The organism is Donghicola tyrosinivorans (genome assembly GCF_003003355.1).
GTDB classification, from domain to species: Bacteria; Pseudomonadota; Alphaproteobacteria; order Rhodobacterales; family Rhodobacteraceae; genus Donghicola; species Donghicola tyrosinivorans.
Genome location: NZ_PVTQ01000001.1, coordinates 186528 through 200955 on the forward strand (window position 1 = coordinate 186528; position 14428 = coordinate 200955).

A 14428-nucleotide genomic window follows, 5' to 3' on the forward strand; every position below is an offset into this window, starting at 1 on the left:
TGGGCGAGATTTTGCTCAAAATAAGGCATCAAGGTTGCGGATTCCCCCCTATTAACAATCTTGACGTGTTTTCTGAGACCATAAAATGGTTGATGCAATTTCTATTTTGCGAAAATCTCACCTCGTCTGCAGTGACGATGTTCCCCAACGCAAAGACGCAGCAGACAAATGCACAGAGGGTGAGTTTTTGCTCTGTGTTTTTAGTAAGTACTGGAAACTTTGGCGGGGTAATTTGGGTCCGCCTTCCAGCAGGGTCAGTGGTACGATCACATGTCAGGGGTGAGCGCCGCCGCATGCGATTTTTGTCAGTGTAATGATTGACAGGGTTAGTCTTCGTATCTGCCCACTCGAATTGCCCGCCCGTGGTGGCGGTGTCTCGACGGCGGCCCCTTTCAGGGTTCGGGTGTGGCAGGACGAAGACGCCTCTTGTTCCCGACTGAATAAGCGCCTCAGGTGACCGCGGCCCGCACCTTGAATTCCGGCCGATCCCATTCTTTGCTGTTGATGACTTCTGCGATTTGCGCGGCGGCGTGGTCGATGTCGGCCTCATCTAGATATAGTGGCGTGATGCCAAAGCGCATGATGTCCGGTGCGCGAAAATCCCCGATGATCCCCCGTGCGATCACCGCCTGCATGGCAGCATAGCCTTCGTGGAAATGGAATGACACCTGCGAACCGCGCTGGGCGGGGTCGGTGGGCGAGGCCAGCGTCAGGTCTGGGCAGGCTTGGGTGACGGCGTGGATGAAACGTTCCGAGAGCTCGATGCTGCGGGTGCGTAGGTCATTCATATCCACGTGGTCCCAGATATTCAGCGCAGCCTCTAGCGCGGCCATCTGGATAATGGGCGGTGTGCCAACGCGCATGCGGGCAATGCCATCGGCGGGGCGGTAGGCGGCCTCGAACGCGAAGGGGGCGGCGTGACCCAGCCAGCCCGCCAGAATGGGGCGGGCCTGCATGGCGTGCTGCGGAGCCACAAAGATAAAGGCGGGGGCGCCGGGTCCGCCGTTCAGAAACTTATAGGTGCAACCGACGGCAAAGTCGGCTTTCGCGCCGGTCACGTCCACGGGCAGGGCGCCTGCCGAGTGCGCCAGATCCCAGACGGTGATTGCGCCCGCGCCATGGGCCTTAGCGGTGAGGGCGGCCATGTCGTGCTTGCGGCCCGTGCGGTAGTCCACCTCGGTCAGCATGAGGACGGCGATCTCATCGGTGATGTGGTCTGCGACCTCTTCTGGCGCGACGACCCGCAGTTCCAGATCCTGCCCCAAGGCCCCCAGCAGTCCCTGCGCAATATAAAGGTCGGAAGGGAAGTTGCCGGTGTCGGAAAGCACGACCTTCCGATCGGGGCGCAGGGCGAGGGCGGCCGCCAGCGCTTGGAAGACTTTGATCGACAGAGTGTCACCCACAACGCAGGTCCCCTCAGGCGCGCCGATCAGCCGACCGATCCGGTCTCCGAGGCGGGCAGGCTGGTGAATCCACTCGGCGCGGTTCCAGCCGGTGATCACCATCTCGGCCCATTCATCCTGCAAGGTTTGGCCAACACGCTGTGGTGTGGCCAAGGGCAAGGGACCAAGAGAGTTTCCGTCCAGATAGGTCATGCCTTCGGGCAGGTGGAACATTCGCTTGGTGGCGGTGAAATCGGTCATGGTCCCTCACAGGTTGCTACACGAAAGGTGGCGCGGGGCTGCACCACTGGCAAGGGGCCATCTGACGGGGAAATATGATCATTTATGATCAAAAACATCGTGTTTCGGTATGCCGTGGTATGCCTAAAAGCGGATTTTTGATATATAATTGCGACATCCCGCCACTTCGCCCAAGGTCGGCCTTGCGGATTCGTTGCAGTGCAGCAAAAGTCCGCCCACGAGGAGGACCGCGAAACCCATGCCCTGGTTCAAATGGATTGATATGCCACCCGTGTGGCTGGTGTCATTCATCGTTCTGGCCAAGTTGCAGAGCGAGCATCTGACCTATGGGTTAAGCTTTGGCGGCCCTTGGGCCGATCTTGCTGCCGGTCTGCTGATCGGGGGCGGTCTGATCCTGCTGGTTCTGGCGATGATCGAGATGCGCAAGCAGCGCACGACGGTCATCCCTCATAGTGAGGCCGCGAAACTGGTGACGGGGGGCATCTTCCGCCGCAGTCGCAACCCGATCTATCTGGGCGACGTGCTGATCCTTGCGGGGTTCATCCTGCGGTTCGATGCGGTGTTGTCGCTGCCACTGCTGCCTTTGTTCGTATGGATCATCGAGCGGCGCTTTATTGTGCCGGAAGAGAACGGCCTGCGCCGGAAATTCCGCGCCGATTTCGCGCGATACTGTCAGAAAACCCGACGCTGGGTCTGAATGGGGGAAACAGCGTCATAATCATTAAAATTGCCTTCTTGTGAAATAATCTTGCGCAAGTTAGACCAAAAATGTCCGTAATCCTGCTTGTAATGAGCGGAAGTTACGTCAACCTGAAGGGGGACTTTTGAAGTGAAAATCGGGACACCAAAAGAAGTGTTCGAGGGGGAACGTCGCGTTGCGATGACTCCTGACTCGGCGCTTCAGCTGCAAAAGCTGGGGTACGAATGTGCCATCGAAACCGGCGCCGGTGAGGCGGCGGGCTTTTCCGACGAGGCCTACAAGGCTGCTGGCGTTGAGGTTCTGCCCACCGCTGCGCAACTGTTCAAAGCAGTGGACATCGTCGCAAAGGTACGTGAGCCCAATGAGACTGAAGCCAAGCGTCTGACCAAAGGCCAGACCCTGATCAGCTTTTTCTGGCCGGCCCAGAACAAAGAGCTGATGGAGCTTTGCCAGTCCAAAGGTGCAAGCGTCATCGCGATGGACATGGTGCCGCGTATCAGCCGCGCCCAGAAGATGGACGCGCTGTCGTCGATGGCAAACATCGCCGGTTACCGTGCGGTCATTGAAGCGGGTAACAACTTTGGCCGTTTCTTCACCGGTCAGGTGACTGCGGCGGGTAAAGTGCCCCCCGCAAAGGTTCTGATCGTCGGCGCCGGTGTGGCCGGTCTGGCCGCCATCGGTACCGCGACCTCGCTGGGTGCGATCACCTTGGCGTTCGACGTACGTCCCGAAGTGGCCGAGCAGATCGAATCCATGGGCGCAGAATTCGTCTATCTGGACTTTGAAGAGAAGGCACAGGACGGCGCGGCCACTGGTGGCTACGCGGCCCCCTCGAGCCCCGAGTTCCGCGAAGCGCAGCTGAAGAAATTCCGTGAACTGGCGCCCGAAGTGGACATCGTCATCACCACCGCTCTGATTCCGGGCCGTGATGCACCTGTCCTGTGGACCAAGGACATGGTCGAGATGATGAAGCCCGGCTCGGTCGTTGTTGACCTTGCAGCCGAAAAGGGCGGCAACTGCGAGATCACTGAAAAGGATCAGCGCGTTGTTTCGGATAACGGCGTTGTGGTGATCGGTTACACCGACTTCCCCAGCCGGATGGCAGCGCAGGCTTCGACCCTGTACTCGACCAACATCCGTCACATGATGACCGACCTGACCCCTGAAAAGAACGGTCAGACCAACCACAACATGGAAGATGACGTCATCCGTGGCGCGACCATCACCCATGAAGGCGAGATCACCTTCCCGCCACCGCCCCCGAAGGTAAAGGCCATTGCGGCCCAGAAGCCCAAGGAGAAGGCCAAGGAGCTGACGCCCGAAGAAAAGCGTGCAGCCGAAGTCGCGGCCTTCAAGAAAGAGACCAAGACCCAGGTGACCCTGCTGGCCATCGGTGGCGCTCTGCTGCTGGCGGTTGGTCTGGTGGCCCCTGCAAGCTTTATGCAGCACTTCATCGTGTTCGTTCTGTCGGTCTTCATCGGCTTCCAGGTGATCTGGAACGTCAGCCACTCGCTGCATACGCCGCTGATGGCTGTGACCAACGCGATTTCGTCGATCATCATTCTGGGCGCCCTGATGCAGATCGGGTCGGGCAGCTTCCTGGTGATCCTCCTTGCCGCCCTGTCGGTCTTTATGGCTGGCATCAACATCTTCGGCGGCTTCCTCGTGACACGGCGCATGCTCGCCATGTTCCAGAAATCGTAAGGAGTAGACGGTTATGGAATTCGGTTTCACTACTGCGGCTTACGTTGTCGCGGCTGTCCTCTTCATCCTGTCGCTGGGTGGCCTGTCGGGTCAGGAAAGCGCGAAGCGGGCCGTATGGTACGGTATCGTCGGCATGGCGCTGGCGGTTGTTGCAACCCTGATCGGACCCGGTTCGGGTCTGTGGTGGCTGTCGATCATCCTGATCGCAGGTGGCGGTGCCATCGGTTACGTGGTCGCCAAGCGCGTCCAGATGACCGAGATGCCCCAGCTGGTTGCCGCGATGCACTCGCTGGTGGGTCTGGCGGCGGTTTTCGTCGGCTTTATCGCCCACATCGAGATGGCCCGCGTTTCCGGCATGGATCAGGAAACCAAAGACGCCCTGAAAGGCTTTGCCAAGCTGATCGCCAAGAAAGAAGCGGTCGAGCTGAACATCCTGCGCGTTGAGCTGTTCCTGGGCATCTTCATCGGTGCCGTGACCTTCACCGGTTCGGTCATTGCCTATGGCAAGCTGGCAGGCAAGGTGACCTCGGCGGCGAAAAAGCTGCCCGGTGGCCACATCCTGAACGCTGCTGCGGCGATCATCTCGGTGATCTGCTTGATCTGGTACTTCAGCACCGGTGGGTTCTTCCCGCTGTTCGTGATGACCTTGATGGCGCTGTTCATCGGTTACCACCTGATCATGGGTATCGGCGGCGCCGACATGCCCGTGGTGGTTTCGATGCTGAACTCGTATTCGGGTTGGGCCGCGGCCGCGATCGGCTTCAGCCTTGGCAACGACCTTCTGATCGTTGTTGGCGCGCTGGTGGGCTCGTCGGGTGCGATCCTGTCGTACATCATGTGTAAAGCGATGAACCGTTCGTTCGTCAGCGTGATCCTGGGCGGCTTTGGCGGCACCACTGGTCCCGCGATGGAAGTCGAAGGCGAGCAGATCGCAATCGATGCGGACGGCGTTGCCACCGCTCTGAAAGAAGCTGACAGCGTCATCATCATTCCGGGCTACGGTATGGCGGTTGCGCAGGCACAGCAGTCGGTGTCGGAACTGACCCGCAAGCTGCGTTCGCAGGGCAAAGAGGTTCGCTTTGCGATCCACCCCGTTGCGGGTCGTCTGCCGGGCCACATGAACGTTCTGCTGGCCGAAGCGAAGGTGCCTTACGACATCGTTCTGGAAATGGAAGAGATCAACGACGACTTCCCCAGCACCGATGTGGTCATCGTGATCGGTTCGAACGACATCGTGAACCCTGCCGCGCAGGAAGATCCCAACAGCCCCATCGCCGGCATGCCGGTTCTGGAATGCTGGAAGGCCAAGCAGGTGTTCGTCTCGAAGCGTGGTCAGGGTACCGGCTACTCGGGCATTGAGAACCCGCTGTTCTACAAAGAGAACACGCGCATGTTCTACGGTGACGCGAAGGCGTCGATCGACAGCCTGCTGCCGCTGATCGGCTAATAGTTTCGGGGGAGAGATTCCCCCGAAATCACCAGATTTCAGGCCGGGCCGTTCCTTCGGGGGCGGCCCGACTTTTTTGGACTGCGCCCTAAAATGGCACGGGATAGTGAGTCAGGTTTGTTAACATCTATCCATTGGGGAGCGATTTCTATCCGCCCGTCCCCAGTAAAGGGCTGGAAAATATGTGTTTTCAAAGTAGCTTGGTGTAAATCTAGCTATCTTATGAGTGCAAAACGGACCTTGCGAATTTTGATAACACTCTTTCGATCCAAAAGGTCTAGCCTGAGGATAGAGGGTCGCTATCACATGTTCGAAAGGCGATCTTGTTTCGGAAGGGCCTGTCTGTTTCGTACCTGTTGTTGGTTTTGGTCTTTCCTCTTGGACTGTGTGTGTCTGAGGTGTTGCTTGGTGCTTCGATTATCCCACTGATGCGATGGAGATTGCTATGCTTGGAATGAACGAGATCCGCCACAGTGCTGCCCCCCAGCAGGCAGCTGCGTACCTGTCCCGTGCCCGTGCCAACCGCGAGCGCGCCTTGGGTGCCCTACGTGCCGACTATATCGTGACCATCACCGAAGACGGTGTCACCACGAACGAGTTGGTTTTCCCCGAGCCCCCCAGCTTTGCCATGCTGGCCCGTATCGTTCCCGATGCCTATCTTGCCGAATTCACCGTTCGTCGCCGTCCGCGCCGTCCCGCTGTAGCCGAGACCTATTTCGCGGCAGAATGACGCGCCTGAGGCGCATCTTTACGGAAACATTGGCGAATTTGGGCTTCGCATACCAGTGTATGCTAATAACCCTATGATTAGGCTAAATAAATTCTTGATCGATGGCTGATTTCGGATAGCTTGCACCCAAGCTGTACAGAGTTTGCCATGACCACTTTCGAAGACCACCCGCTGCGCTATGCATTGGCCAATGAGCTGCACGCGCGTCCCTTTCCGCAACTGGCCGCCCCGTGCCGTGCGATCTTTCTGGCGGTCAAGCATCCGGTGGATGCGGCTAGCCGTGACAAGGATGCGGATCGCAAGCACCTGTGTGCTTTGCTGGACCGTCATGGGGCCTCGCATCCTAATCCGGACGCGACCCATTGGTCGGGGCAGATCGGCAAATACTACCTCAAGTGGGAACAGCACACGGAATTCGTGACCTACACGGTCTTTATGGAAGGTCTGGGCGAGCGGCCCTTTGACCCCGTGGATTTCGGCGTGTTCCCCGAAGACTGGCTGACCGAGGCCCCCGGTGTGCGCGTCACCAGCGCCATGGTCCGGATCGAGCCCCGTCCCAGCGATGAAGAGATCACAAATAAGGTCGAGGACTGGTTCGTCGCCGAAAGTCTGGCGATCAGCCGTGTTCTGGATGACGAGGCCGTGGTGGCTGCTGATTTCCGGATCGACTCGGCGGGGCATACGCGGATTGCGGTCTTCCCCTCGGCCAACACTGGTGCGCGCCGGATTGGCCGCGTGGTCCAGCGCCTGTGCGAGATCGAGACCTACAAGAGCATGTCGATGCTGGGTCTGGCCCGCGTGCGTGCCATGTCCTCGGAGCTTGGGCAGATTGACGGTCAGCTGACCTCGCTGATTTCGAACATGACCCAGCATGACGCGCAGCCCGAAGAGGTGCTGGAAGGGCTGCTGAAGATCTCTGCGCATCTGGAGAACCTGCAGGCGCAATCCTCGTTCCGGTTCGGGGCGACAGGGGCCTATGAGGCGATCGTCAACCAGCGGATCGAGGTGCTGCGCGAAGGGCGCTTTGCCGGTCGTCAGACCTTTGCCGAGTTCATGATGCGGCGGTACGATCCCGCCATGCGGACGGTTAAATCAAGCGAAAGCCGTCTGGCCAGCATGGGTGAACGCGCGATCCGCGCCGCGCAGCTGTTGCAGACCCGTGTGGATGTGGACCGCTCGGCCCAGAACCAGGCGCTGTTGGAAAGCATGGACAGGCGCGCTGATCTACAGCTGCGCCTGCAAGAGACTGTGGAAGGTCTGTCGGTGGTGGCGATCAGCTATTACGCGGTGTCGCTGGCCAGCTATGTGCTGGCGCCCTTGGGCAAAACGGTGGGGATGGAGAAGACCACCCTCACCGCGCTGGTCACTCTGCCGGTAGTACTGATTGTGTATCTTGCGATCCGGCGTATCCGGAACCAAGTGCACTAGGCTGATCGATCAGGCGGGCGGCCAATGCGCCGCCTGCTGCGATGGCCACCAGCGCCAGTGCGGCGGCAAAGCCCAAGGTGGGGATGCCTGCAAGGCCCGCGCCGATGGTGCAGCCGCCAGCCAGCACGCCGCCAAAGCCCATGAACACCCCACCCGTCAGGTAACGGCCCATCTGTGCGGGGCTTTCAAAGCCCTGCCACTGGAAGCGGCGACCGATCAGGCTGGCCACCAGCGCGCCACCCAGAACTCCGGCGACGATGCCCGCGCCGAAGGTCGGTTCAACTGCGGTTGACGCGATCAGGTAGAACAGGCCGTCGGCCACAGGGGCGGTGAAGGCAAGGCTTTCAAACGCGATGGGGTCAAAGTCATCGTAAAGGACAAAGCCCGTACCTACCCAGCCAGCGGCCACGATCAGGCCAATCAAGGCACCTGCGATCAGGGTCAGGGGGCGCAGACCGGCAAACAGGCCAAAGGCCAGCGCAGGCACTGCCAGAACCAGTGTCCAGACCAATGCGCCACCGGGCAGGGCGTCAAAGCCGCTGATGCCGATATCCAGCGTATAGGCCGACAGCGTGGTGCGCAGGGGGGCCAGAACGCCCTTCATCGCGGCGTGTGCAGTGATCGCAAAGATCGCCATCACAGTCAGCGCCCGCAGGTTGCCGGTCGCGGTTAGGACGGTCAGTCGGGTGATGCAGCCACGGGTCAGCACCATGCCGATGCCGAACAGCAGGCCACCGGCGAAGATCGCCAGAACGGGCAGGGCGCTGGTCTGGAAGCGGTGTCCCTCAAACGAGATGAGGCCTGATAGTGCCGCAGCCTGTGTGGCAATCAGTGCAGCGCCCAAAGCGAACAGCCAGATGCCTGCGGCGCTGCGACGCTCGCCCGCGGGACCGGCTACAGCACGGCGGAAGCAAAAGCGGGTCGGCTCTGCCAGCAGACCGAATGCCAGCCCCAGAACCAGCGCGAAAAGAACGCTGGCCTCACGTGGGCCGATATCGCCAAGACCGAGTTGCTCAAACATCCCGAAAACCTCTGAAACGTGGAATTTTGTTCTAGATGTATGGGATATTGAAACCGATCAAGCATTTGAATATGTAACACTGACATGACTTATGGGAAATTGTTCCGGTTTTTCGTGCTTGGCTGGGGTGGCGTTCTGTTGCTGCGGGGCAGGGATGGCGGTCATTCCAAAGCGGTCTTTGCGCAGATGTGACCCGTCCTTTTCTGATCAAAACTTGGAAGTCTGCTCAATGGGGCATACTCTCTGACCTGACTAAACCGGAGGGCACCATGCCGCTGAAGAATCGTTTCGCCGAAATGCATCCCGAGATCACCGCGTGGCGGCGCGATTTCCACGCCAACCCAGAGCTGATGTTCGATGTCCATCGCACGGCGGATATCGTGGCGCAGCGACTGCGCGACTTTGGCTGTGATGAGGTGGTGACCGGACTGGGGCGCACTGGCGTTGTCGGCGTGATCAAGGGCCGTGAAGCGGGGCGCACTGTGGGTCTGCGGGCCGACATGGATGCGCTGCCGATCGAAGAGACCACGGGCAAGCCCTACGCCAGCACCGTGCCCGGCAAGATGCATGCCTGCGGGCATGACGGACATACCTCGATGCTGCTGGGGGCAGCGAAATATCTGGCCGAGACGCGGAATTTCGCGGGCACGGCTGTGGTGATCTTCCAGCCCGCCGAAGAGGGCGGCGGCGGTGGCCGTGAGATGTGCAAGGACGGCATGATGGACCGCTTTGCAATTGATGAGGTCTACGGGATGCACAACTGGCCCGGCATGCCAGTGGGCAAGTTCGCGATCCGTGCGGGCGGGTTCTTTGCGGCCACGGACCAGTTCCAGATCACGCTACATGGGCGGGGCGGTCATGCGGCCAAGCCTCACGAAACCATTGATCCGGTGGTTCTGTCCTCTCACGTTATTCAGGCGCTGCAAACCATCAGCAGCCGCGTGGTGGATCCGGTCCATCAGGTGGTGGTCTCGGTCACCTCGATCGAGAGCAGCAGCAAAGCGTTCAACGTGATCCCCGAGCGGGTGGTGCTAAAGGGCACCGTGCGGACGTTAGATGAGAGCATTCACGATCTGGTGGAAGAGCGTGTGATCAAGCTGGCCACCCAGACCGCCGATGCCCACGGGGGCCGCGCCGAGGTGAACTATATTCGCGCCTATCCGGTGATGGTGAACCACGACGCCGAGACTGAATTTGCCGCCGATGCCGCCCGTGCCCTGACAGGTCAATGCGATCAGGCGCCCTTGATCATGGGGGGCGAGGACTTTTCCTTCATGCTGCAAGAACGGCCCGGTGCCTATATTCTGGTGGGCAACGGAGACTCGGCGCCGGTGCATCATCCGGACTATGATTTCAACGATGAGGTCATCCCCGCAGGATGCAGTTGGTTCGTGGAAATGGTGGAAAGCCGTTTGCCGCTGGCGGGCTGACCGCCTGAGGGGCATGGAACCAAACTCTTTCGGTTGCGTTGAGAAACCAGACGCAAACGCAACCGAAAGAGTAAGACAATGGATATCATTCGCATCATCGCCGCCATCCTGCTGCCGCCTCTGGGTGTGTTCTTGCAGGTGGGCATCGGCAAGCATTTCTGGATCAACATCCTGCTGACCCTCTTTGGCTATATCCCCGGCATCGTCCATGCGGTCTGGGTTATTGCCACCGTTGGTCCCGATCATCGTCACGCATGACACGGGCCGAAGACTTTCACCGCCTAGAGCGGCTGGAGCGGTTGGCCCACCGGATGGATCGGGCCTTCCGCATTCCGGGCACCAAAGTGCGCTTTGGCTGGGATTCGATCCTTGGTCTGTTGCCAGGGGTAGGGGACTCGGCCGCGCTGTTGCCTGCGGGTTATATTCTTTGGACCGCCTACCGGATGGGCGTGTCCCCAGTGACATTGGCGTTAATGGTCAAAAACATCGGCGTAGACTGGTTTGTCGGTCTGTTCCCGCTGGTGGGCGACATTCTGGACGTGGGCTACAAATCCAACACGCGCAATGCGGCCTTGCTGCGGCAAGAAATGGAGCAGCGCCATTACCTGCCCATGAAAGCGGCCTGATTTGCCAAACCCCGCCGGTCGGGGTATGGCCCCTGCAACGACAGCTTTTGCGGGGCGATCATGCAGCAGGCCAACATCATCTGCATCAAATGGGGCACATTGTTCGGCCCTGAATATGTGAACCGCCTCTATTCCGGCGTGCGCCGGAACATCGGCTTGCCCGTGCGGTTCTTTTGCATGACCGAACACGCCGAGGGGCTGCATCCCGACATTAACGTTCTGCCCCTGCCCAATGAGCCGTTCCAGAAAGAGATGGACGCCGCGCTGGCCGTGGCCAACCGCCAAGGCGCGATGCGCAAGGTCTCGCTTTTCCGTCAGGGGCTGATTCCCGATCTGGAAGGTCCCATTCTGGGCTTTGATCTGGACGTGGTGATCACCGGTGATCTGACCCCGATCTGGGAAATGGCCCCCGGCAAAATCGCCATGCGCCATGACTGGGTCGAGGCCCGAAAAGGCCGCCCCACCGGCCACGGCAGCGTCTTCCGGTTTGATCCGGCGCTGCACGGCTATCTCTATGACGATCTGGCCGCCGATACCTATAAGGTGGTCGAGGCCGCCCGCGGCTCGGAACAGCGCTATACCTCCCATAAAGGCATGGAAAAGGGCGATTTCGCCTATATCCCCGGCGATCTGGTGGTCAGCTATAAATATGACTGCCTCGGCCTGCCGCCGGTGAATTACCTACGTGATCCGGTACTGCCCGATAACGCCCGTGTGGTCTGTTTCCACGGTCGTCCGAAGATGAGCGATGCGGTGGTCGGCTACAAAGGATCGCTGATCCGCTACTCGCGCCCGTGTGCGTGGCTGAAGGATCACTGGATTGACCGCACCCGCGCCGATCTGGGAGAGCAGTGGGGATAATCCTCGCAGGACCAAAGGCGCAAAAAGCGCCTCTTGCGCCTTATGCGGGCCGGTGCCACCATCGCCCGCAGGAGGAGCCCCATGACCGAAGACAATCGTTTCGACGACATCCCCGAACGTGCGCTGGCATGGCACACAGCCGGACGCCGCGCCGCCCTTGCCACCGTGGTCGAGACATGGGGCAGCGCCCCGCGCCGCGTGGGTAGCCAGCTGGCGATTGCCGGTGACGGGGAGATGGCGGGCTCGGTCTCGGGCGGTTGCGTCGAAGGCGCCGTCATCGTCGAGGCTATGGAGGCCATGGAGGACGGCCAAAGCCGCGTTCTGGAATACGGTGTCAGCGATGGCGATGCTTTCGCCGTGGGTCTAGCCTGCGGTGGCACCATCCGCATTCTGGTGGAGCCTGTTGGCGGAGCGCTCTCTGCGAATGTGCTGACCGATCTGGTCGCCGCCCGCGCGGCCCGCACCCCTGTGGCCTATGTCACCGATCTGGAACAGGGCGGCGGTCATCTTGCCCATGAAGGGTTCGAACAGCGCTTCCGCATGGATCGTTCCGGCGTGGAAGAGGATGGATCGACCTTTGTCGCCATCCACAATCCGCCCCTGCGGATGATCCTTGTGGGCGGTGTCCATATCGCGCAGGCGCTGGTGCCGATGGCGCGGATCGCGGGCTTTGATCCGATCATCCTTGATCCCCGCGAAAGCTTTGCTAATGCCGCCCGCTTTCCCGATACACGTATCGTCAATGAATGGCCCGACGAGGGGTTGGACCTGATCGGCATGCACAGCCGCACGGCACTGGTGCTGTTGACCCATGACCCGAAACTGGACGATCCTGCGCTGCTGCGGGCCTTTGAAAGCCCCGTATTCTACATCGGCGCATTGGGCTCGACCCGCACCCATGCCAAGCGGGTAGATCGCCTGACAGCGGCGGGGATCACGCAAGACCAGATCGCCCGTATTGATGCCCCCGTTGGCATGGACATCGGCGCATCAGGACCGGCGGAAATAGCCGTCTCGATCCTTGCGCAGGTGATCCACAGCCTGAGGCGCGGCTGATGCGGTTCGGCGCTGTTCCCCTCTCAGAGGCCGAGGGCGCGATTCTGGCCCACTCGGTCCAACTGGCCTCAGGCCGCCTGCGCAAAGGCTTGCACCTGACGGCCGATCACCTGCGGCAACTGGCCGATGAGGGTCATGCGGAAATCACCGTTGCCCGTCTGGACGCCACAGACCTGCACGAAGATGCCGCCGCCGCAGAACTGGCCCAAGCCGTGGCAGCGCAAGGCGTGCTGCTGACCGATCCCTTCACCGGCCGCGTGAACCTGCTGGCCCCCAGTCCGGGCGTGGCGTTGATCGACAGCGACAAGATCAATGCATTGAACAGCATTGACCCGATGATCACCTGCGCCACCGTCCCGCCCTATCAGCAGATGGGGCAGGGGGGCATGATCGCGACGGTCAAGATCATCGCCTACGGGGTGCCAGCTACAGACCTGCGCCGCGCCGCGGCTGTCGCCCAAGACGCTATCAGCTTTGCCCCAAGCGTCTTGCGCAGCGCGACCCTGATCGTGACCGAGGTCCCCGGTGGCCCCGGCCTGACGGGACAGGACGCAATCGAAAGCCGCCTGAACGCTTTGGGCATCACCCTCGAGGCCACGCTGACCTGCGCCCATACCGAGGACGCCCTCTCCAAGCGTCTTTCCACCTGCACAAGTGATCTGATCCTAATCCTGACAGATTCGGCCACCTCGGACCCTCATGACGTGGCACCCGAAGGGCTGCGCCAAGCTGGCGGCATGGTCACCCGCTTCGGCATGCCTGTGGACCCGGGTAACCTGTTGTTTCTAGGCAAACTTGGGCAAACACCGGTGATCGGTCTGCCCGGATGCGCCCGCGCTCCCGCTCTGAACGGGGCCGATTGGGTACTGGCCCGCGTCGCCTGTGGGCTAGAGGTCACACATCAGGACATCGCCTCAATGGGAGTCGGCGGCCTGCTGAAAGAGATTCCCACCCGGCCCCAGCCCCGCGCGCGCCGCCTTCCGGCCAGCGCACAGCCTGCGGCAGCTAAACCCGCCCCAGCTTCTTCATGATATAAATACTCACGGCACTGGCCCCACCACAGACGCGCGGCCAAAGAAAAAGGCGCAGCCCTGAAAAGGGCGCGCCTCAATCGCATCATATGACCGGTGGATTACTTGGCCAGCGGACCGATCACCATGATCATCTGGCGACCTTCCATCTTGGGCATGTTCTCGACCTTGCCGATCTCTTTGACATCGATGGCCACACGCTCCAGCAACTCACGGCCAAGGTTCTGGTGGGCCATTTCGCGGCCGCGGAAGCGCAGGGTGACCTTCACCTTGTCGCCTTTTTCCAGGAATTTCAGCACATTGCGCATCTTGACATCATAGTCGTGGGTGTCAGTGTTCGGACGGAACTTAACCTCTTTGACTTCGATGACTTTCTGCTTTTTGCGCGCCTCGGATTCACGTTTCTGCTGTTCGTATTTGAACTTGCCGAAGTCCATGATCTTACAAACGGGCGGCTTTGCGTTGGGCGAAATCTCGACCAGGTCGAGTCCGGCCTCAACGGCCATGTCCATCGCTTTTGCGGGGTGGACCACGCCGACGTTCTCACCGTCTGCACCGATCAGTCGAATCTCGGGGGCGCGGATCGCTCCGTTGATGCGGGGGCCAGTGTCACGGGTGGGCGGCGCGTTATGCGGTCTGCGGGCTATGGCTATGATCCTTCGATAATCATCGGGAAATGTGTGAGAGCGCAAACTAAGGCTGCATCGGCGGATTTTCAACTGTGAATCGCGGGATTATGCCGGTTTGTGGC

At 60.3% G+C, this 14428-nt stretch carries 14 protein-coding genes; 11 read left to right on the plus strand and 3 right to left on the minus strand.

The window, feature by feature from the left end; translation table 11 throughout:
- Positions 1–449: 449 nt before the first annotated feature.
- Positions 450–1643, minus strand: a complete 1194-nt coding sequence (gene kynU / locus CLV74_RS00910) for a kynureninase (RefSeq protein ID WP_106262331.1) — start codon at positions 1641–1643, stop codon at positions 450–452.
- A gap of 238 nt (positions 1644–1881) precedes the next feature.
- On the opposite strand from kynU, the gene CLV74_RS00915 reads away from it, so the two are divergent.
- From CLV74_RS00915 to CLV74_RS00935, 5 genes are all read left to right on the plus strand, one after another.
- Positions 1882–2340 (plus strand): methyltransferase family protein, encoded by a 459-nt coding sequence (locus CLV74_RS00915; RefSeq protein ID WP_245888412.1) that lies wholly within the window; start codon positions 1882–1884, stop codon positions 2338–2340.
- Between the two features lie 132 nt (positions 2341–2472).
- Positions 2473–4047, plus strand: coding sequence for a Re/Si-specific NAD(P)(+) transhydrogenase subunit alpha (locus CLV74_RS00920; RefSeq protein ID WP_106262332.1), 1575 nt, complete (start codon positions 2473–2475; stop codon positions 4045–4047).
- Positions 4048–4060: 13 nt separating this feature from the next.
- Positions 4061–5494 carry an NAD(P)(+) transhydrogenase (Re/Si-specific) subunit beta gene (locus CLV74_RS00925; protein WP_106262333.1) on the plus strand — a complete coding sequence of 478 codons (1434 nt, stop codon included), beginning with the start codon at positions 4061–4063 and terminating at the stop codon, positions 5492–5494.
- Positions 5495–5939: 445 nt separating this feature from the next.
- Positions 5940–6224 carry a hypothetical protein gene (locus tag CLV74_RS00930; RefSeq protein WP_146134877.1) on the plus strand — a complete coding sequence of 95 codons (285 nt, stop codon included), beginning with the start codon at positions 5940–5942 and terminating at the stop codon, positions 6222–6224.
- A 147-nt stretch (positions 6225–6371) separates the two neighbouring features.
- A complete protein-coding gene (locus CLV74_RS00935) occupies positions 6372–7652 on the plus strand; it encodes a DUF3422 family protein (protein ID WP_106262335.1) in 1281 nt (426 codons plus the stop codon).
- Here CLV74_RS00935 and CLV74_RS00940 read toward each other — a convergent pair.
- Positions 7588–8673: a YeeE/YedE thiosulfate transporter family protein gene (locus CLV74_RS00940; protein ID WP_106262336.1), complete on the minus strand. Its 1086-nt coding sequence runs from the start codon at positions 8671–8673 to the stop codon at positions 7588–7590. The two genes, CLV74_RS00935 and CLV74_RS00940, sit on opposite strands and share 65 nt — an antisense overlap.
- A 269-nt stretch (positions 8674–8942) precedes the next feature.
- Here CLV74_RS00940 and CLV74_RS00945 point away from each other — a divergent pair, with 269 nt between their 5' ends.
- The 6 genes from CLV74_RS00945 (at position 8943) to CLV74_RS00970 (ending at position 13677) form a co-directional block, all read left to right on the plus strand.
- The gene (locus tag CLV74_RS00945; protein WP_106262337.1) at positions 8943–10103 is read left to right on the plus strand and encodes a M20 aminoacylase family protein; all 1161 of its coding nucleotides are present in this window, start codon (positions 8943–8945) and stop codon (positions 10101–10103) included.
- Between the two features lie 78 nt (positions 10104–10181).
- Entirely contained in the window at positions 10182–10361 is a 180-nt protein-coding gene (locus CLV74_RS00950) for a YqaE/Pmp3 family membrane protein (protein WP_106262338.1), read from the plus strand.
- Entirely contained in the window at positions 10358–10729 is a 372-nt protein-coding gene (locus CLV74_RS00955; protein WP_106262339.1) for a DUF4112 domain-containing protein, read from the plus strand. Before CLV74_RS00950 ends, CLV74_RS00955 begins: the two co-directional genes overlap by 4 nt.
- Before the next feature lie 57 nt (positions 10730–10786).
- Positions 10787–11590, plus strand: a complete 804-nt coding sequence (locus CLV74_RS00960) for a glycosyl transferase (protein WP_106262340.1) — start codon at positions 10787–10789, stop codon at positions 11588–11590.
- Between the two features lie 81 nt (positions 11591–11671).
- Positions 11672–12646 (plus strand): XdhC family protein, encoded by a 975-nt coding sequence (locus tag CLV74_RS00965; protein WP_106262341.1) that lies wholly within the window; start codon positions 11672–11674, stop codon positions 12644–12646.
- Complete coding sequence (locus tag CLV74_RS00970) at positions 12646–13677, plus strand: molybdopterin-binding protein (protein WP_106262342.1); 1032 nt, start codon at positions 12646–12648, stop codon at positions 13675–13677. The genes CLV74_RS00965 and CLV74_RS00970 overlap by 1 nt, the downstream gene beginning before the upstream one ends.
- A gap of 101 nt (positions 13678–13778) precedes the next feature.
- On the opposite strand, the gene infC is transcribed toward CLV74_RS00970, so the two are convergent.
- Entirely contained in the window at positions 13779–14369 is a 591-nt protein-coding gene (gene infC, locus CLV74_RS00975; RefSeq protein WP_425430961.1) for a translation initiation factor IF-3, read from the minus strand.
- Positions 14370–14428: the final 59 nt, after the last annotated feature.